Origin of the sequence: Tenacibaculum pacificus (assembly GCF_027941775.1) — a bacterium.
In the GTDB taxonomy this organism is placed as follows: Bacteria; Bacteroidota; Bacteroidia; order Flavobacteriales; family Flavobacteriaceae; genus Polaribacter; species Polaribacter pacificus_A.
This window is the reverse complement of record NZ_CP115917.1, coordinates 555,587-574,711: the sequence shown is the minus strand read 5'-3', so window position 1 is coordinate 574,711 and position 19,125 is coordinate 555,587. Positions and strand designations below refer to the sequence as shown.

Sequence of the window (19,125 nt, the reverse complement as noted above, 5' to 3'; positions counted from 1 at the left end):
ATTTAGTTTTTTTATTAGTCATGCAATAGCTTAATATTCATCAACTTAATATTAGTTGCCTTTAATTTATTCTCACCAACATCAATCTTTATTTTTAAATTTGCAGGTAACGAATTTTTGAATACATATATAGGATTTTTACAATTATTAGAGTTGAAATTTTTAATAAAAATATTCCCATATATATTTGTATTTTTCATATTATGAAATGCAACTGATCGTTTAGAAAAACTATCAGAAAAATTCTCGATATAAAAATTTGCCCTATTATCTTCAAGATTTAAATTTCCTAACACAAATAACATCCCTATATTTTTATTATTAAATGTATACATATTCTGGATTTTTATGTTGTTTAAATTTTCATTATTTGCATTAGGTTCAAAGTCAATTCCAGCTTGTGGATTAGTTCCGTTTGTATTAGCTATTGTTAAATTAGATATAGACAGCCCATCTACACTAATTATAGAAATTCCATTCCTTCTATTTTCATCAATAAGACCATAATTAATTGAAATGTTCTTATTTATTTTATCACCTATTTGCCCTAAGTAAATTCCGTCACCCCAACACTTTTTAATTTGAGGGTTAATTATTTCTATGTTACTCGAAGATTTTATAGAAATACCCATTCCCCACTCTCCTTTTTCATTCAAATGTTCGTATCTATCACCAACTAATTTAGGTGAAAAAATATAAACATTTGTTTTATTATTTACACGAAGCATTTCGTAATTAGTTTTTGCAGAAGATTTTAAAATTAATTTAGATTTTCTTTTAAAAACCATTTTTTGATTATCCCTTAAAGACAACCCTTTATCATTTATTAGAATAGGAAAATTAGGCATTACAATATTCAAGTTTTCATCAATAGCCTGTTGTAAATACTTGGTATAATCTACGCTTGCATCTTTAATATAATTAGCAGGAAGGTAATCCGTAACATCAGTGTATTCTGTGTTTTTTAATAAAGCTCTACATTCTTTCCCTTCTTTAAAATCTTTAATAAAAACAGGAATACCATCTACTTTTTTATAATGAAAACCTTGACTATGTACACAAGAGTTTAAACTCAAAAAAAGTATAAAAACAAGAAATTTTAGTTTTTTACTATACATGATTTGTAAATTTTAATGTAATTATCTACCATTTTTTTTATTGAATAATCTTGTGCTCTCAAATAGCACTTATCGGCTATTTCATTATAATTATTTTCATTCATTAAAAACTGTATTTTTTTAGATAGTTCTTTTTCATTACCTACTTCAAATAATAAACCACTATTTTCAACGATTTCTTTAACACCTGAAACATTACTTGCAATGACAGGTTTTCCTGCTGCCATTCCTTCTACCACAACCAAACCAAAACCCTCATATACAGAAGATAATACATCAACATCTGCATAATTCATTAATTCAGGAATATCATATCGATTTCCTAAGAATTTTACACGATCTATTAAATCTAATTCTTTTACAAGCATTTCATTTTCTTTCCTTAAATGTCCATCACCAACCAATAATAGTTTAACTTTTTTAGGTAATAATTGTAGCGATTTAATCAATGTTTTTTGATCTTTTTGTTCTCTGAAACTAGAAACCTGAATTAACACAAAATCTTCTTTTGAAAAAAAATCATACGTTAATGCTTTTTGTTTTACTTGTTGATTATTGAAATCCTCCAATACAATCCCATTAGTGATAACAGATAATTTTTCTGAAGTTCCTATATGTTCTTCTAAATTTGTAAATGTTCCTTCGGATATACAACCAATTTTTGATAATTTTGCATAAATGAATTTATCTATTAATTTAAAAATAACATTATCTCTTCGTTTATTGTTTGTACTATGTTCTGTATAAACGATAGATATTTTAGAAAAACTTATTAACTTAGCTAACACTACCCAATATAATGTAGGGAATAAATGTGCATGTATTACATCATATTTTTTAAAAAAAGGAATAATTTTAAAAAATAATAATGGATTATATAATGAGCCTTTTGTTAAGCTAGTTACTTTTATATTTTTACTTTGTAATTTTTCTCTAAATTTAGTGTTAGAATCTTTTAACAACAATACATCAATAAATTCTACCTGTTTAGAATAGACAGGTACACTATCAACCATCAATTTTTCTGCTCCACCTGTCTCTAGACTATTTATTATTTGTAGTATTTTCATAATATATTAAAACTAAATATTTCACTTAATAATTCATCTACTGAAACGTTAGTAAACCCTTCAATTGCTCCTTTAAAAAATAAATATGAATTTACAAAGATTAGTAATAATACAAATAACAAATCTTCCGTTTTTGCCCTATACATAATTGCTAAATAAAAAAATGGAATAAAAGTACCTATCAAACGTCCACCTATACCCGAAGTAAAGTAAGAAGTAAGGTAAATAACTAACCCTGACAAAGCAAAAATATAATAAAACTCTTGTATTCTATTTTCTTGTTTTTTAGATTTTACAAAAAGAAGATATAAAAAAATAACTCCATACATTAAAAATGCACCTCCGCCCACACTAATTTCTCCATTTAATTGTGCTTTTGTTCCTAAGTATTTAGCAACCTGAGCAATCAAAATATTTATGATTAAAAATACAATAGTAAATGTAAATACCCTTAAATAAACGTTTTTAAATTTTAAATAATTTAACAAAAACCAGTCTAATATAATAACAGCAAGTATTATGAAAAAAGAAGCGTGAATTAAAGCTAAACATGTAAATAAAATGATTAGTTTTTTATGTGTTAAATGCTCTTTAAATAACAAGATATACCAAAATAAAAAAGCAACACCAATACCTTGTCTAAAAGTAACTAACTGCATAGCAAATGCCTGTACATTAAAAAATAGAAAAATTAGAAAAATTAGAAAAAATAAAATATTTTTAGTGTTTTTATAAAGAAAAATAAACACAGAAAAACAAACAAAAAACACAAATATTTGCACCGTTAATTCAGGATCCTCTAAAAAGATTAACCATTTATTAAAATACAGCCACAAAGGTTCTCTAAAAAATAATACAACATTATTAATTCTTGTAAAATAATCAATTAAGCCTTCTGAATCTGTTGCATAATCAAGATAGTTATCCCTATCTTTAAATAAATAAAAAGGTAACCTAGACAACCATAAGGCATATATAGTCGCAAAAAAACAAGGAATAATATTTTTTAATATTTTATTCATTAATTTATCAAATCAACCCATTTATTAATAATCTTTTCTTCTGAAAAATTAGCGATATCTAGTTTTGCTTGTCTACTCATTTGTGTTCTTAATACTTGATTATTCATTAACTCCTTTAATTTATTTATAAAAGAATTTTCATTATCATCGGGTATTATAAATCCATTATTACTATCATTAATTACCTCTGAAGGTCCTGTTAAACAATCATAAGCAATAAGTGGTAATCCATAAGATTGTCCTTCAAGTAATGTCATAGGTAATCCTTCAAAACGAGAGGTCATCGCTAAAAATGAAGCATTTTGATAATATTCTTTTATCTTAGGTGTATTAGCTACCATCTCTACTACATCTTCAACATCTAAATCTTTAATTTGTTTTTCTAAAGCTTCTTTATTTTCCCCACTACCTATAATCTGAAGTTTCCAACCTGTTATATCTTGTGTTTCTTTCAATTTTGAAACAATAGTTATTAACTTATCAAAACCTTTTTGGTAACTTAAACGACCTATCGCGATTATATTTTTACTATCACAAGCATATCTTTTGTTAGAAACTTCAAAAGGTGATGCATTTGATATAGATAATATTTGTGCTTTTACATTGAATTTATATTGCCATAAGGCTACATCTCTTTGTGTTAAAGTAACGATAGTATTTGCATATTTACTTGCTAACATCCTACACCAAACCCTTAATTTTTTATCCAATGTAACCGAAGCGTTAAAATGCTCCCAAACAACATATTGTGTTTTTTTTCTTCTAAATGTAAGTAGCAATGTAGGGAAAGTAAATAATACAGACATTGCTTCTACACTAACCAAAGTAGTTATTTTATTTTTCACTAAAAACCTACTTAAACAATAAATATAACGTATAAATGAAAATAATTTATTTGTACCTGTTTCTTGAATAATAAAATTAATTTTATCACTATATTCATAAGCAATATCTTCTACCTTTCCTTTAGTAGAAAACAAATACACATCATATCCTCTTTCAGCCAAACCACTCGCAACAATATAAGTAGTACGCTCTGTACCACCTCTTGCTTCTACATTTGATATGGTAAATAGTATTTTCTTCATAGTATTTTTTTTCTTAATCATTAATTAACTTAACCAAACAAGTAAAAACTTTAAATCAAGTATATAAATAATTTTATTTACAATAATAATAGCCTGTTTAAATTTCATCTAAAAAACATTTAGTTTCAATAAAGTATTAACAAATCCTTCAATATATTTTTAAACATTATAGAACTATTACCAATACTGAATATTTCATTTATAAAATTTGCTTAAGATTATTTAATTCTGTTATTTTTTTAGATTTCAAAATACAATACACTAACTCAGCCATTCCTGATAATACCAATGCCACTGCAAATACATAAATACTAAAATAGAAACTCAAACCAATAGTGCTAAATACAATCAAACTAATCAATGCTATTAATTGATTTTTAGACACCAAATCTGCTCTATCATTTAGGATAAAAATAAAGTAATGATACGCTCCAATAACTAAATAAAATAAAACATTAAAACTTAAAATAACAAGAATGTAATATGCTTCTTGCATCTTTTCTCCACCTAATATTAAAACAGCCCATTTACCCAGCACTATTATACTTAACATACAGAAAAAACTAATAATATACTCATATTTTATTACCTTATTTATATTTTTCTGGCTTGGATTATTTGCAAATTTAGGAAATATAGCTGCATTTATACTCAATACAAGCATCGTAGGGATATTAAATATTTTCTGTGCTAAATCATACAAGGCAACTTCATGCATACCAAAATATACTCCTATAAATTGTATTATTGATTGTGATTTAATTGTAACCATTATTTGTGTAAAAAATAAAGGCAAACTTAAAGTTAAATAATTTTTAACAGTTTTAAAGCCAACCCAAAATATCTTTATCCTTTCAACTTTCAACAAATAAATGAAAGCAATTACAGCACCAAAAAAAGCACTAATCATTGTAATAGCCACAAATAAAGATAAATCTGACGGGGTTTTCACAAATAAAAAAATAAAAGGTAATGATAAAATTTTAAAAGCTACTTGTATATAAGTTACAATTCGCATTTTTTGTATTGCTTGAAAATACCAAGGGTGAAAAAACACTTGAGAGAAACAAGTTAAAAAACAAAGCAAATAAATATAAAAATATTCTTCAATAAAAACAAAGAAAAATTGCAATAAAAAGAGTATGAGTAAAGCGACTAAAGATAATAATAATCGACTAAAAACTACAGAAGATACTATTTCTGATTTTTTATGTAAATCCGTTATATTCTCTACTATTTCTTTAGTTCCTAACAAATCTAAAGAAAACCGAACTAAAGTAGTTAGAAATATTATTGTTGATAGTGCCAAAATATAAATTCCATAGGTTTCAGAACCCAATTTACTCAAAGCGTACGGATAAACTAACAACCCAAAAAACACATTTAACAACTTTAAAATAGTCATAAATGAATAATTCTCTATTATTTTTTTATTATTATTAAGTAAAATTTTTATTTGATTAAATTTATCTCTCATTATGTTTATATACTACAACCTATTATCACTATTCTCTAAAATCCCTTTCACATCATAAACAATAGAAGTTGTTTTACTTATTACATCTAAATTAAACGTTTTCTTTTTAAAAGCGTTATTTTTTTATCTTCTAAATTAAATTGATAAAAAAGACTAGCACTTAATTTACTGATACTAATATTTTTAAATATGACAGATTTAAGATTCACATCAAAATAATAGTTAATATCATTAATACCAACCACTTGAAAACATTTTTCTAAAAATTTTTTACTTAGATAAAAACAGATAAAACCCGTTAGTAATATTTTCATTAGTTTTGACTATTTTTTAAAATATCATTATCATTTAAAAATTGGAGGAATTCTTTTTCATAGTTTTCAGAAAATTTTTCAGCCCTATAAATATTTAAATGCCAACCATCATAATAAGCTATAGTGTCATTTATAAATGGTAACTGTTTTAAAAACTTACTATCTTTAAAATGAATATAATAAACTTTTTTATTCGTTTTAATTATATTATCTACAGAAGAAGGTAGGGAGTTCTTTTAATTTCACCAAAATTATATTTCTTATTCTCTTTTAGATAGCCTCTAATAACTTTTAGTGGATTATTCTCTAAGACAGGAAAATCTTCCTAAAACAAATAATTTGATTCTCTTTTAACAATCCTAATAAGAATAGAAAATAACCTTTTCTATTCTTATTAAAATATTATAAAAAATTATTGTTATTATTTTATCAAAAAACCTCTACAACCTATTATCACTATTCTCTAAAATCCCTTTTACATCATAAACAATAGAAGTTTCTTTTGTTATTGCTACTAAATCTAAGTCTTTAAATTCATTATGAGCAACACCTAAAACAATAGCACTAAACTGTCTTTTAGGTAATTCTTGTATACTTTCTATTGCGTATTCATGCTTCACTTCCGTCGGATTAGCCCAAGGATCGTAGGTGGTTACCTTCATTCCATAATCTTCTAATGCTAGAATTACATCAATAATTTTCGTATTACGAACATCAGGGCAATTTTCTTTAAATGTAACTCCTAACATTAATACTTCTGCTTTATTTACAGGAATATCTTTTTTAATCATGGTTTTAACCACTTGCTCGGCAACATATTTCCCCATAGAATCATTTAATCTTCTTCCTGCCAAAATAATTTCTGGATGATACCCAAATTCTTGTGCTTTTTGTGCCAAATAGTAAGGGTCAACACCAATACAATGTCCTCCAACTAAACCTGGTTTAAAAGGTAAGAAATTCCATTTTGTACCAGCAGCTTCTAAAACTGCGTGGGTATCAATATCCATTAAATTGAATATTTTTGCCAATTCATTTACAAAAGCGATATTAATATCTCTTTGTGAATTTTCAATTACTTTTGCCGCTTCGGCAACTTTAATCGTTGGCGCTAAGTGTGTACCAGCAGTAATTACCGATTTATAAATTCCATCAACTACTACTCCTATTTCAGGTGTAGAGCCTGAGGTTACTTTTAATATTTTTTCAACCGTATGCTCTTTATCTCCTGGATTAATTCTTTCTGGAGAATATCCCGCGTAAAAATCTTCATTAAATTTCATTCCCGAAACTCTTTCTAATACAGGAATACATTCTTCTTCTGTTGCTCCAGGGTAAACAGTAGATTCATAAATAACAATATCTCCTTTTTTCAAAACCTTACCTATTGTTTCACTAGCCTTTACTAAAGGTGTTAAAATAGGACGATTGTTTTTATCTACAGGTGTTGGAACTGTTACTACGTATATATTTGCATCTTTAAGATCTTGTGTATTTGCAGAACATAATAACCCGTTATTATTTTGCTTAAATGGATTTTCTTTTATCAATACAGATTGCAATAATTCATCAGATACCTCTAAAGTATCATCATGTCCATTATTTAAATCAGAAACTCTTGCTTCATTAATATCAAAACCAACTACGGGATACTTTGTAGCAAATAATCTTGCTAATGGTAATCCTACATATCCTAAACCTATAACTGCAATTTTTTTAATCATCTTTTAACTATTTTTCTAAATTTTCCCAATACCAAGAAACAGCCTCCTTTAATCCTTTTGCGAATTCATGTGTTGGCTTATACCCTAAATTTTTCTTTGCTTTTTCAATAGATGCTAATGAATGAGGAATATCTCCTAATCTGTTAGGACCATGTGTAATTTCAACATCGCCTATTTTAGCATCATATTCCGAAAGATATTCTTTCAATAAATTAACCATTTCTTTGATAGTTGTTCTATCTCCAACAGCAGTATTATAAACAGTATTTATAGCAACTTCAGAATCAGCAAGCATTGCTCTTTCATTCATTTGAATTACATTATCGATATATGTAAAATCTCTTGAATATGTTCCATCTCCATTAATAATAGGGCTTTCATAATTCATCAACTGAATTACAAATTTAGGAATTACCGCTGCATAAGCTCCGTTTGGATTTTGTTTTCTTCCAAAAACATTAAAATATCGTAAACCAATACATTCTAAACCATACATTTTACCAAAAACATCTGCATATAATTCGTTTACATATTTTGTAATAGCGTAAGGTGATAATGGTTTCCCTATAACATCTTCTACTTTTGGTAAAGATTCAGAATCTCCATAAGTAGATGAACTTGCTGCATATACAAAACGCTTTACACTTGCATCTCTTGCTGCAACTAACATATTTAAAAACCCTGAGGTATTAACATCATTAGTTGTAACTGGGTCTTCAATAGAGCGAGGAACTGAACCTAGAGCTGCTTGATGTAAAACATAATCTTTGTTTTCACAGGCTTTTTTACACGTTTCTAAATCTCTAATATCTCCTTCTATTAAATTAAAATCAGGATTATTAAAAAAAGGTTCAATATTATGATGATACCCCGTTGAAAAATTATCCAACACTGTTACCTTGTACTTTTTTTCTAAAAAATAGGCTACTAAATTAGAACCTATAAAACCTGCTCCACCTGTTATTAATATATTTTTAGATTTTTTTCTTTTATCATCTTTTATATGTCACTCTACCTTATATATAGTAAAGAAATTTTTATAGTGTTTAATTAAATTATTAAGAAGCTAATGTAAAATACTTTTAAGTTTTATTCTCATAAAAAATAAATATTTTAAACTAAATAACACATTTTAATCATCTTTCAATTTTTTAATCCAATTTCTCCCAAAAATAGTTCCTACTCCTAGTATAACCCCTAGGAATAACCATATTATAAAAATCTTTACTCTACTAGGTTTAGATTTCAGAAGAGGTACACTTACAGGTTCTATAACTGTAAATACTGGTGTATTTTCTTTTAGTTTAATTTTTTGTGTTTCTAATTGTTTCGCTAATTCAGAATAAACGGTGTGTGCTAAATTATAATCAGATTGTAAACTTTGTAAACGAGATTTTGAGCGTGAGGTTATTAATCCTTGATTTCTATCTCTAAAACTAGCTAATATTACTTGTTTTTTTTCGAAGTCTGTTTTTAATTCATTGTAACGTTCTTCTATAAAAATAAATTCCTCTTTTACTTTCTGTACCTTAAATTCAGTAATTGTCTTTTGTAATAACTCTTTTACTTTTTTAGCCATTTGTGCAGCAGGCAAAGCTTCAGGCATCGAAAAAGAGATTTTCACATACCCTTCTTTACCATTAATATCTAAATCTAATTGATTCCCTAAGTTTCTGAAAAGGTTTATTTCTTGTAATTCTAACCTATGAATACCATCGTTTTCTTTTACTGTTTCTATTATAACGTTAGGTTTTTTCCTAAACAATCCAATTAATTTACCAGGAAGTCCTATAGTATAACTCTTTACAAAAGAGAGTACGTTTGTTTTTTGATGTTTGAGGTAATATTCTTTATAGGTAACTTCTTTTTCTAGATAAGAAAATTTCAAAGGAATATTTAATAATTCTTTTTTAAAAAGAATACTTTCTGTAATTTTAGGATATAAATTTGGACTGATACTTTCAGTATTTCCACTACCTAAATTAATCCCTGCTAAAGCTGCTAACCCACCTAAATTACTACTATTATTCTTTGACAATTGAGGTACTAAAATAGTAGAAGCAGTATATTGTTTGGCTGAAAAAATAGCAATAAATAATCCTATGAATCCAAAAATAAGTAAGAAACGAAGTATTGTTTTTCTTCCATTCCAAATAGTTTTAAATAAACCCAATAAATCTACTTCATCAGAAGTATTGTATGTATTTTTATCTTCCATATTGCTCACTATTTATCTGTTAATGTTTTAACTAAAATCCCTAACGTAGCTAAACCTGTTGTTATAGCAATAACTTCCTGTGTTGATACTTTTCTAACATTTTGAGGCTTATGAGGTACTAAAATTACAGAGCCTGCTTTTACTTTTGGGTATGATTTAAAGAATAAAAAACTTTTTGTTGTTTTAATATCACCATTCGCATAGATTACATAAGCCCTATTTCTCTTTGCTTTTGAAGAAAAACCACCAGAGTTTTCAATATACTGTTTAAAACTCCTTGACTTTTCGTATCTAACTAATGATGGAGACAATACTTCTCCTTCTACTTTTACGGTTTGTCTTTCTGAAGGAATAAACAGTTCATCACCTTCTTCTAGAATTAAATTATATTTTGATGATTCACCTCCTTTGGCTAATATTTTATGTAAATTTATTCCTACTTTAAACGATTTATTCTTCTTTATTTCTGATGTATTAACACCTGAAGTATTTTCAACAAGTGTTTCTAATTGTTTTTTATCTTCTTTTTTATTATTTTTTCTCGTTAAAAAAGCTCCTTGAACGTATGCAAATTTTGTTAATCCACCTGCTTTTTTAATTAAATCTGATATTTTTTCATTTTTTAATCCTATTGAATATGCACCTTTAAAATTAACTTCTCCTTTAATAAACACATTTTTCTGTTTAGTATATCCTTTTAAATATCTTACAGAAATAATATCAAAAGGTTTTAAAGTGAAATTATTACTAGCAGTTCCCTTCAAGCTAGTATTTGCACTAAGGTTAAAATTCTTACTAACGGTTTCAAAACTCCCATCCTTTAATCTTCTTGAAACATCAATATTAGTAGCATCTGCACCATCTTTTAAACCTCCTGCAAGCGCTATTAAATCTTCTATTTGCAAACCTTCTGTAAAATCAATTTTTTTAACTTTATTTACAGCACCATTAATAGTAATAAACTCTTTTTCTTTTAGCTCATTTTTACTAAAAATATAAACTTTATCATTTGCTTTTAAGAACAAATTTTCGTTATTTTCTTTTAATGAAAATGAAATTGTTTCTTTATTTGTTTGATCATAAGTTCTAGTGATAATAGCTCTATCTAAAAAAGCTTCTTGAGTAATCCCTTCTGCTTTTTTTAATAAGTCAGCAACCGATAAATTTTCTTTATATTGATAATTTCCAGGTTGAAATACGGCTCCTGTTATAGTTATTTTGTTTAAAAATTTATCTGTAATTTGATTAATTCTTATAAAATCGCCATCTCTTAATTTTTCTACAGATAATTTTGCTTGAGGTATTTCTAAAATTTCTTTTTGAATCCCATTAACTCTTTCAACAACAATATTTTGTTTGTATGCGTTTGAAACAAAACCACTACAATATTTTAATAAATCTGAAACAGTTTCAGAAGTTTTCATTTCATACAAACCTGGTCTTTTAACAGCTCCTTCAATTGTTACTAATTTATCGTATGGTTTAACAATTATAACATCTTGATCTTGTACTGTTATGTTTCCTTTCTCTAATCCGTTTACTAAAAAATCATAAAAATCAAAATCAGCAACTTTTTCTCCTGCTCTAAAAAGCCTAATATTTCTAAGTGTTCCATTTTTTGTTGGTCCACCTGCTGCGTATAATGAATTTAAAACAGTAGAAAATGCACTTAACGAATATGAACCAGGTACTTTAACTTCACCTACAATACTCACTTGAACATTTCGTACTTCTTTTATAGAAACTGCAATATTAACTTTATTATAACTATTGGAAGAAGCTCCAATTCCAGCATAAATTTTCTTTAAATTATTTTTGATTTTTGATTTGGCAGCTTTAATAGGTAACCCTACTAAATGAATATATCCAACTCCTTGAATATTAATTGCTCCTTGCTTATTTACTTTTTTATCGTAATTAACTTCAGCTGCACCCCATAAATCAACAGAAATAACATCTCCTGCTCCGATAATATAATTTTCAGGAGCTATTACATTTAAGTTTGGTGTAAAAGAAATACTCGGATTATTAAAAAAGTCATACCCAAAAAGTTTTTCTTTTTTTGAGCTTCACTTCTTTTTCCTGTTAACCCAAAGTAAATATTATCTTGAGTTTTTAATATTTTATTTCCATCTGTTTTGGCTACACTCGAGTTTCCTAAATTAAGTATTCTCGTTTTTAATTTTTGAGCTTCTATTTCAGGCATTCCTTTAGATTTAGCCATAACTAAAGCTTGTTCTAAAGTATACCCTTGTTGTTTTATTTTATCACGATAACTAACAACTTGTTTATCTGAAAGATTATCAACTTGAATATTATTCAACTGTGATGATACACCTTGAGCAGATACCACAAAACTAAAAAATGATAGAAAAATAATAAAAACAGCTTTTATTATTTCTTTTTTAAATGTTATTTTACTTTTCAATTTGAAATATTTTAAACCAATTAATAAACTCTTTAATTCCTTTATCTAAAGAAGTTGTAGGTTGATAATTATAATCTTTAATTAATTCATCTACATTCGCCCATGTTTTTTTCACATCACCTGGTTGCATTGGTAACATTTTTTTTTGAGCTACTTTACCTATATTTTTTTCTATTTCAGTAATAAAATCTAATAATTTTACCGAATCGTTATTTCCAATATTATATATTTTATATAGATTTCTAGTTGATATTGGTTTAACAATTATTTTTTCAATACCTGTAACAATATCATCTATATAGGTGAAATCACGTTCCATATCTCCATGATTAAAAACTTTTATAGAACGATTATTTATCATTGCATCAGCAAATAAAACAGGTGCCATATCAGGTCTTCCCCAAGGTCCATAAACCGTAAAAAAACGTAAACCTGTAGTTGGTATTTTGTATAAATGACTATACGTATGTGCCATTAATTCGTTACTTTTTTTAGTAGCTGCATACAAACTTACTGGCTCATCAACTTTATCTTCTTCTGAAAAAGGAATTTTTGCATTAGCACCATAAACACTAGAACTACTAGCGTATACTAAATGTTTTATAGCATGATGCCTAGAACATTCTAAAATATTTAAAAAACCTACAACATTACTTTGAATATATGCATCAGGGTTTTCAATACTATAACGCACACCTGCCTGTGCTGCTAAGTTACAAACAACATCAAATTCTTGAGTTTTAAATAACTCAAATAATTCTGTTTTATCTTCTAAATTAAGTCTGATAAATTTAAACTTATCATTTGATTCACTCTTAGACTCCTTATAAAAAAGAGATGCCTCTTCTCTTTTAACACCTAGTTCATTTAACCTAGCATATTTAAGATTAATGTCATAATAATCGTTAATATTATCAACACCAACAACCTCAAACCCTTTTTCTAAAAGTCTTTGACTTAAATGAAAACCAATAAAACCAGCAGCTCCTGTAACTAATATTTTCATTAATTTTTTCCTATTTGATAATATTCAAAACCTTGCTCTTCTAATCTAAATGCATTATATTGATTTCTTCCATCAAAAATTATAGGAGAACTTAATTGTTTTTTAATTTCAGAGAAATCAGGAGAACGAAATTCTTTCCATTCTGTTAACATAATTAAAGCTTCAGAATCTTTTAAAACATCATACTTTGATTCAAAATATGAAATTCCTTGAACGTCTTTTAAATAAAAATGCTGTGCTTCACCCATTGCTTTAGGATCATATGCTTTTACCTTAGCACCTCTTTTTACAAGTTCTTTAACTACATAAATAGCTGGTGACTCTCGCATATCATCTGTTCCTGGTTTAAAGGCTAATCCCCAAAGACCAAAAGTTTTTCCTGATAAATCTTCACCAAATCTTTTTACAATTTTTGCAGAAATTACAAATTTCTGACGATTATTAACCTCTTCTACTGAAGTAATTAATTGTGCATTATAACCATTTTCTTCTGCTATTTTCTTTAAAGCTTTTACATCTTTAGGAAAACATGATCCACCGTAACCAGCTCCAGGATAAATAAAACTATATCCAATTCTACTATCAGAACCAATTCCTACTCTAACATTATTTACATCTGCACCTACTCTTTCACAAATATTTGAAATTTCATTCATAAATGAAATTTTAGTAGCTAACATAGCATTTGCAGCATACTTAGTCATTTCTGCTGAACGAATATCCATAGTTATAAAACGCTCGTGTGACATGGTAAACGGCGTATATAATTGTCTCATTTTATCAAAAGCATACTCAGTTTCAGCACCAATAACTACACGATCAGGCTTCATAAAATCATTAATAGCATCTCCTTCTTTTAAAAATTCAGGATTAGATACAACATCAAATTTAATTGAAATATTTCTTAAGTCTAATTGCTCTTGAATAGTTATTTTCACCTTATCAGCCGTTCCTACTGGAACGGTAGATTTGTCTACAATGATTAAGCGACTATTCATTTTTTGACCTATTTCCTTTGCAACAGCCAAAACATATTGTAAATCAGCAGCACCATCATCCCCCATAGGTGTTCCTACGGCGATAAAAACGATTTCAGCATTAGAAATAGCATCTTCTAATTTAGTTGTAAAAAGAAGTGTCTTTTGTTCTGTATTTTTAAGAACCATTTTCTCTAAACCTGGCTCATAAATAGGAACAACACCTTGAAGTAATTTATCTATCTTATTTTGGTCAATATCTACACAAGTAACTTTATTTCCCATTTCAGAAAAACAAGCTCCTGAAACTAATCCAACATAACCTGAACCGACAACTGCTATATTCATGTTTTTTTTAGTTTTTAATCTTTAGACTTTCTTTTTCAGCGACCTCTTTTCTTAATCCGCTACTAGAAAACCTATGCTCTCTTTTATTGTAAAACAATTCTACCCCATTCTTTTCACAGTATTCTCTTCCTGTAAAATTTTTATCAGCATATTCATCTCCTAATATTCGTACATCTATTTTAAAAGAACATAATATATCTTCTAAATCTTGTTCTGTTGCATAAGGAACAACTTCATCTACATATTTACATCCTTTTAATTGAATATATCTTTCAACAACTGATTGTATGGGCTTATTTTTTTCTGGACGATCAATGGTAGGGTCTGTTTGCAAGCAACAGATAAGATAATCACATTGACGTTTTGCATCTTCTAACATTTTAACATGACCTGCGTGAAGCAAATCGAAAGCACTAAATGTGACACCTATTTTCATTTTTTTCTTTTTCTTAATTCTTTTTCGCTTGGCAAATATACTTTTATCTATTTAAAAAAAAATGTTTTTCACCCTTAATTACGATAGGAGAATTCCTAATATCATTGAACTATTTCGATAGATGGTTTAGCATCTATTAATCCAAAACCGTTACCTTTTAAAATACCTTTATAACTTTCAGTATGTAAATCTGTAAAACCTCCACTAAATTCAATTTCCTCTCCATCAACAGTTATAGAACGGTATGTTCTTTGATTTTTCTCTTGAACTTCTTTAGGTAATGAGTTTTCATCTATTGATAAAAACCAACGCACTCTTGCATTTTCAAACTCTAAATAACCTGCTGATTTATCTTTTTCTCTTAAATGTACTGTATTTTCTTGAACATTACCAAACACCCAAGAAAGCATATCATAAAAATGAACACCAATATTTGTTGCAATTCCTCCTGATTTACTTTGATCACCTTTCCAAGAAACATCATACCAATTTCCTCTTGAAGTGATATAAGTTAAATCAACATCATATTTTTGCTGTTTACCTAGTTTTTTTTCAGCAACAACTTTTTCTTTTAATTCGATAATACTTGGGTGTAACCGTAATTGAAGTATCGTATTAATTTTATTTCCTGATTCTTTTTCTATATCCTGTAATGCATCTACATTCCATGGATTTAAAACTAAAGGTTTTTCACAAATAGCATCAGCCCCTCTTCGCAAAGCCATACGTATATGGGAATCATGCAAATAATTTGGTGTACAAATACTCACATAATCTAATTGGATATTTTGCTTACGTTTAATTTTTTCAATATGACGGTCAAATCTCTCAAACTCTACAAAAAAATCAGCATTCGGAAAATAACTATCCATAACACCTACACTATCAAATTTATCAAGCGCAGCTATTAGAATATTATCTGTATCTTTTATAGCTCTTAAATGACGTGGCGCTACATATCCTGCTGCTCCAATTAAAGCAAAGTTTTTCATTATAATATTTTATTTATATTCTTGAGGAAGGAAATTTTTCACATCATAAGCAACGCTATTTTCCTTTTTCATCTGAATCTTTAGATACTAATACTCCATTTAACAAATCAGATAAAACCTCGAAAGTTTTATCTACACCTTTTTTAACCCAGCTACTCTTTTAGTTTTTATATCAAAACCAATAACAGAATATTTATTAGCAAACAATCTTGCTAATAGCAATCCTACATACCTCAGTCCTTTTTGGTGCACTCATTTTCATCCTTACTAAAACACTTCGTAAAATAGCTCACGAAACTACAAAAAACATTTTTAATAGATATTATAAAACAAAAAAAGTCTCATCAAAAATGATGAGACTTTCAGTGGGCGCGAAGGGATTCGAACCCCTGACCCCTTGGGTGTAAACCAAGTGCTCTGAACCAACTGAGCTACGCGCCCAAAATATTTTTAGGACTTTTTTATTAGGTGTTCTGTGTGGGCGCGAAGGGATTCGAACCCCTGACCCCTTGGGTGTAAACCAAGTGCTCTGAACCAACTGAGCTACGCGCCCTAATACGCAATTAACTATTAGGAATCAGTGTGGGCGCGAAGGGATTCGAACCCCTGACCCCTTGGGTGTAAACCAAGTGCTCTGAACCAACTGAGCTACGCGCCCTACATGCTAATTGCGGGTGCAAATCTACAACTCTTTTTTAGATTAACAATGTTTTTTTTCAATTATTTTTATAAAATTTCTGCAACTACAAACGTACTTCCTCCAATATAAATAACATCTTTACTGGTTGAACTTAATTTAGCAGACTCAAAAGCCTGATTAACAGAACTAAATGATTCTCCTATTAAATTAAACACCTCAGCAGTATCTTTTAATTTTTTTTCTGATAATCCTCTTGCGATATCGGGTTTACAAAAATAATAAGTAGCATTTTGAGGAAACATCGGTAAAATAGCTTCTAAGTCTTTATCAGAAACAACCCCTAAAACAATATGTAATTTTTCATAAACTTCATTTTTAAGTTGTGCTAAAGTATAAATTAAGCCTTCTTTATTATGTGCTGTATCACAAATTATTTTAGGTTCTTGCTGTAAAATTTGCCAACGTCCTTTTAAATTTGTGTTTTTTGCAACTTGTAATAATCCATTTTTGATGTTTTCTTCAGAAATAACAAAATCTTTTAGTTGACTAATCGCTTTAACTGCCGTTTTTACATTCTTCGATTGATAATCACCTAACAAATCAGTTTTATAACTATAATCTCCATCAGAAGCAAATACTATTTCAGAATTACAGTCATTTGCTTTTGATAAAAAGACTTTTTCAACAGCTTCTTGACGCTCGCCAATAACAACAGAAATATTGTCTTTTATAATTCCTGCTTTTTCATAAGCTATTTCGGGTAATGTTTCGCCTAAAAACTGCGTATGATCTAATCCGATATTTGTAATTACTGAAACTTCTGGAATAATAATATTTGTAGAATCTAACCTACCTCCTAATCCTACTTCAATAACAGCAATATCTACTTTTTGACTTTCAAAATAACTAAAAGCCATTCCTACGGTCATTTCAAAAAACGATAATTTTTGAGCTTCTAAAAACTGTTTATTTTTAGATATAAAATCAATAATATTTTCTTGCGGAATTTCTTGCCCGTTAATTCGAATACGCTCTGTAAAATTTTTAAGATGTGGCGACGTATATAACCCCACTTTATAACCTGCTTCTTGTAAAATCGAAGCAATCATATGACTTGTAGATCCTTTTCCGTTAGTTCCACCAACATGAATAGTTTTAAACTTTTTCTCTGGATTACCCAATTCTTTACTTAAAGCAATACTATTGGTTAAATCTTTTTTAAATGCTGTTTTACCTTCTTTTTGATACATTGGTAATTGCGCAAACATCCAATCTAAGGTTTCTTGATATGTCATATATATTGTTTTATAACCTCTCGATGAATAATCGGAGGTTATATTTATTTAAATAATAAAAATTAATTATTGCGATAAAGAAAACTTGTAGATAATAGTTCCTCTTTGTTTTGATGGAGCATTTCCATCTGCATTCCAAGTTGTTTTTAAAGCTGCTTCTTTGGCTGCTTTCTCCAAACAAGGTGCAGAACTAGTACTTCCTTTTAAACCTCCCGTTTGTACTTTTATAACTTTTCCATTCTGATTTACCTCAATACTCACCACAATAGTACCTTCTTCTTGGCAATCTGGTTGTTTTACAGGTTTAGATAATGCTTTTCTTCCTGCTAAATTATAATTACCTCCAGAACCACCGCCTGAATTACCATAATATTTATTAGAAGAAGCATCTCCATCTTTACCTCCTTTTACGCCTGATTCAGTATCATCACCTTCACCTGTTGCTGCACCATCTTTTGATGTACCGTTTAACAAACTATTCAAAGCATCGGTAGCGGCTTTTGATGGACTTGGTTTTTTCTTCTTCTTTGGCTTTACTTCTTTTGGAGTTTCTTTGGTCCTTTCTTTAACTATATCTTTTTCAGATGTCGTTTTTTCAACAACAGGAACATCTTCTGCCGTATCATCTGTAATAACATCTTCTTGAATTTCTTCTGAAGCTTCACTTACTTCTTCTTCAAAAGTTTCTTCCTCTTCTTCTAACTCTTCCTCTAAAATTTCTTCTGTTGATGATGCTACTTGTGTTTCTTCAACTGGTTCACCGCTACCAACATCGGAAGTACCTAAATTAATCGCGATTCCATATTCAGTTGGTGGATCTAAATATTTCATTCCGAAATTAAAAATCCCGAATAATAAAAGCATCAAAATGACAGCCGTAATTACGGCTGATTTTCGTTTATGTTCTGTTTCTAATATTTTCATCGATACTATTTTTACACTCATTTATAAAAAAACAAGTTGAAATATTTA

General features: G+C 28.2%; 17 protein-coding genes, 3 tRNA genes and 1 pseudogene. All 21 read right to left on the bottom strand.

Features of this window, described 5'->3' with window-relative positions:
• Positions 1 to 14 precede the first annotated feature (14 nt).
• Entirely contained in the window at positions 15 to 1,076 is a 1,062-nt protein-coding gene (locus PG913_RS02605) for a hypothetical protein (protein ID WP_271231496.1), read from the bottom strand.
• Between the two features lie 23 nt (positions 1,077 to 1,099).
• A complete protein-coding gene (locus PG913_RS02600; RefSeq protein WP_271231495.1) occupies positions 1,100 to 2,188 on the bottom strand; it encodes a glycosyltransferase in 1,089 nt (362 codons plus the stop codon).
• A complete protein-coding gene (locus PG913_RS02595; protein ID WP_271231494.1) occupies positions 2,185 to 3,210 on the bottom strand; it encodes an EpsG family protein in 1,026 nt (341 codons plus the stop codon). Before PG913_RS02595 ends, PG913_RS02600 begins: the two co-directional genes overlap by 4 nt.
• A complete protein-coding gene (locus PG913_RS02590; RefSeq protein ID WP_271231493.1) occupies positions 3,210 to 4,298 on the bottom strand; it encodes a glycosyltransferase family 4 protein in 1,089 nt (362 codons plus the stop codon). Before PG913_RS02590 ends, PG913_RS02595 begins: the two co-directional genes overlap by 1 nt.
• 199 nt (positions 4,299 to 4,497) lie before the next feature.
• Positions 4,498 to 5,775 carry an oligosaccharide flippase family protein gene (locus PG913_RS02585; protein ID WP_271231492.1) on the bottom strand — a complete coding sequence of 426 codons (1,278 nt, stop codon included), beginning with the start codon at positions 5,773 to 5,775 and terminating at the stop codon, positions 4,498 to 4,500.
• Positions 5,776 to 5,861: 86 nt separating this feature from the next.
• Positions 5,862 to 6,089 (bottom strand): hypothetical protein, encoded by a 228-nt coding sequence (locus PG913_RS02580; RefSeq protein WP_271231491.1) that lies wholly within the window; start codon positions 6,087 to 6,089, stop codon positions 5,862 to 5,864.
• A 440-nt stretch (positions 6,090 to 6,529) separates the two neighbouring features.
• Positions 6,530 to 7,813 (bottom strand): nucleotide sugar dehydrogenase, encoded by a 1,284-nt coding sequence (locus PG913_RS02575; RefSeq protein WP_271231490.1) that lies wholly within the window; start codon positions 7,811 to 7,813, stop codon positions 6,530 to 6,532.
• Positions 7,814 to 7,820: 7 nt separating this feature from the next.
• The gene (locus PG913_RS02570) at positions 7,821 to 8,816 is read right to left on the bottom strand and encodes an SDR family oxidoreductase (protein WP_271232116.1); all 996 of its coding nucleotides are present in this window, start codon (positions 8,814 to 8,816) and stop codon (positions 7,821 to 7,823) included.
• A 129-nt stretch (positions 8,817 to 8,945) separates the two neighbouring features.
• Complete coding sequence (locus PG913_RS02565) at positions 8,946 to 10,031, bottom strand: Wzz/FepE/Etk N-terminal domain-containing protein (RefSeq protein WP_271231489.1); 1,086 nt, start codon at positions 10,029 to 10,031, stop codon at positions 8,946 to 8,948.
• Positions 10,032 to 10,039: 8 nt separating this feature from the next.
• Positions 10,040 to 11,746 carry a polysaccharide biosynthesis/export family protein gene (locus PG913_RS02560; protein WP_271231488.1) on the bottom strand — a complete coding sequence of 569 codons (1,707 nt, stop codon included), beginning with the start codon at positions 11,744 to 11,746 and terminating at the stop codon, positions 10,040 to 10,042.
• A gap of 90 nt (positions 11,747 to 11,836) precedes the next feature.
• Positions 11,837 to 12,022: pseudogene (locus tag PG913_RS12990) on the bottom strand (polysaccharide biosynthesis/export family protein); the annotation flags it as partial.
• A 5-nt stretch (positions 12,023 to 12,027) separates the two neighbouring features.
• Positions 12,028 to 12,459 carry a hypothetical protein gene (locus PG913_RS02555; RefSeq protein ID WP_271231487.1) on the bottom strand — a complete coding sequence of 144 codons (432 nt, stop codon included), beginning with the start codon at positions 12,457 to 12,459 and terminating at the stop codon, positions 12,028 to 12,030.
• Positions 12,449 to 13,465, bottom strand: coding sequence for an NAD-dependent epimerase (locus tag PG913_RS02550; protein WP_271231486.1), 1,017 nt, complete (start codon positions 13,463 to 13,465; stop codon positions 12,449 to 12,451). Before PG913_RS02550 ends, PG913_RS02555 begins: the two co-directional genes overlap by 11 nt.
• Positions 13,465 to 14,790, bottom strand: a complete 1,326-nt coding sequence (locus PG913_RS02545) for a UDP-glucose dehydrogenase family protein (protein ID WP_271231485.1) — start codon at positions 14,788 to 14,790, stop codon at positions 13,465 to 13,467. Before PG913_RS02545 ends, PG913_RS02550 begins: the two co-directional genes overlap by 1 nt.
• Before the next feature lie 7 nt (positions 14,791 to 14,797).
• The gene (locus PG913_RS02540; RefSeq protein WP_271231484.1) at positions 14,798 to 15,226 is read right to left on the bottom strand and encodes an adenylyltransferase/cytidyltransferase family protein; all 429 of its coding nucleotides are present in this window, start codon (positions 15,224 to 15,226) and stop codon (positions 14,798 to 14,800) included.
• A 101-nt stretch (positions 15,227 to 15,327) separates the two neighbouring features.
• Positions 15,328 to 16,218: a Gfo/Idh/MocA family protein gene (locus PG913_RS02535; protein WP_333780779.1), complete on the bottom strand. Its 891-nt coding sequence runs from the start codon at positions 16,216 to 16,218 to the stop codon at positions 15,328 to 15,330.
• A 366-nt stretch (positions 16,219 to 16,584) separates the two neighbouring features.
• Positions 16,585 to 16,659 (bottom strand) — tRNA-Val (locus PG913_RS02530).
• Positions 16,660 to 16,696: 37 nt separating this feature from the next.
• Positions 16,697 to 16,771: transfer RNA gene (locus tag PG913_RS02525), tRNA-Val, on the bottom strand.
• Positions 16,772 to 16,801: 30 nt separating this feature from the next.
• Positions 16,802 to 16,876: transfer RNA gene (locus PG913_RS02520), tRNA-Val, on the bottom strand.
• A gap of 68 nt (positions 16,877 to 16,944) precedes the next feature.
• Positions 16,945 to 18,153 carry a bifunctional folylpolyglutamate synthase/dihydrofolate synthase gene (locus PG913_RS02515; RefSeq protein ID WP_271231483.1) on the bottom strand — a complete coding sequence of 403 codons (1,209 nt, stop codon included), beginning with the start codon at positions 18,151 to 18,153 and terminating at the stop codon, positions 16,945 to 16,947.
• 66 nt (positions 18,154 to 18,219) lie between these two features.
• Complete coding sequence (locus PG913_RS02510) at positions 18,220 to 19,077, bottom strand: energy transducer TonB family protein (RefSeq protein ID WP_271231482.1); 858 nt, start codon at positions 19,075 to 19,077, stop codon at positions 18,220 to 18,222.
• Positions 19,078 to 19,125: the final 48 nt, after the last annotated feature.

Bases quoted from the DNA above. Each gene is read 5' to 3' on its own strand.
- PG913_RS02550 (WP_271231486.1), bottom strand. From the start codon at position 13,465: ATGAAAATATTAGTTACAGGAGCTGCTGGTTTTATTGGTTTTCATTTA.
- PG913_RS02590 (WP_271231493.1), bottom strand. From the start codon at position 4,298: ATGAAGAAAATACTATTTACCATATCAAATGTAGAAGCAAGAGGTGGT.
- PG913_RS02510 (WP_271231482.1), bottom strand. From the start codon at position 19,077: ATGAAAATATTAGAAACAGAACATAAACGAAAATCAGCCGTAATTACG.
- PG913_RS02565 (WP_271231489.1), bottom strand. From the start codon at position 10,031: ATGGAAGATAAAAATACATACAATACTTCTGATGAAGTAGATTTATTG.
- PG913_RS02515 (WP_271231483.1), bottom strand. From the start codon at position 18,153: ATGACATATCAAGAAACCTTAGATTGGATGTTTGCGCAATTACCAATG.
- PG913_RS02545 (WP_271231485.1), bottom strand. From the start codon at position 14,790: ATGAATATAGCAGTTGTCGGTTCAGGTTATGTTGGATTAGTTTCAGGA.
- PG913_RS02600 (WP_271231495.1), bottom strand. From the start codon at position 2,188: ATGAAAATACTACAAATAATAAATAGTCTAGAGACAGGTGGAGCAGAA.
- PG913_RS02540 (WP_271231484.1), bottom strand. From the start codon at position 15,226: ATGAAAATAGGTGTCACATTTAGTGCTTTCGATTTGCTTCACGCAGGT.
- PG913_RS02580 (WP_271231491.1), bottom strand. From the start codon at position 6,089: ATGAAAATATTACTAACGGGTTTTATCTGTTTTTATCTAAGTAAAAAA.
- PG913_RS02575 (WP_271231490.1), bottom strand. From the start codon at position 7,813: ATGATTAAAAAAATTGCAGTTATAGGTTTAGGATATGTAGGATTACCA.
- PG913_RS02585 (WP_271231492.1), bottom strand. From the start codon at position 5,775: ATGAGAGATAAATTTAATCAAATAAAAATTTTACTTAATAATAATAAA.
- PG913_RS02535 (WP_333780779.1), bottom strand. From the start codon at position 16,218: ATGAAAAACTTTGCTTTAATTGGAGCAGCAGGATATGTAGCGCCACGT.
- PG913_RS02595 (WP_271231494.1), bottom strand. From the start codon at position 3,210: ATGAATAAAATATTAAAAAATATTATTCCTTGTTTTTTTGCGACTATA.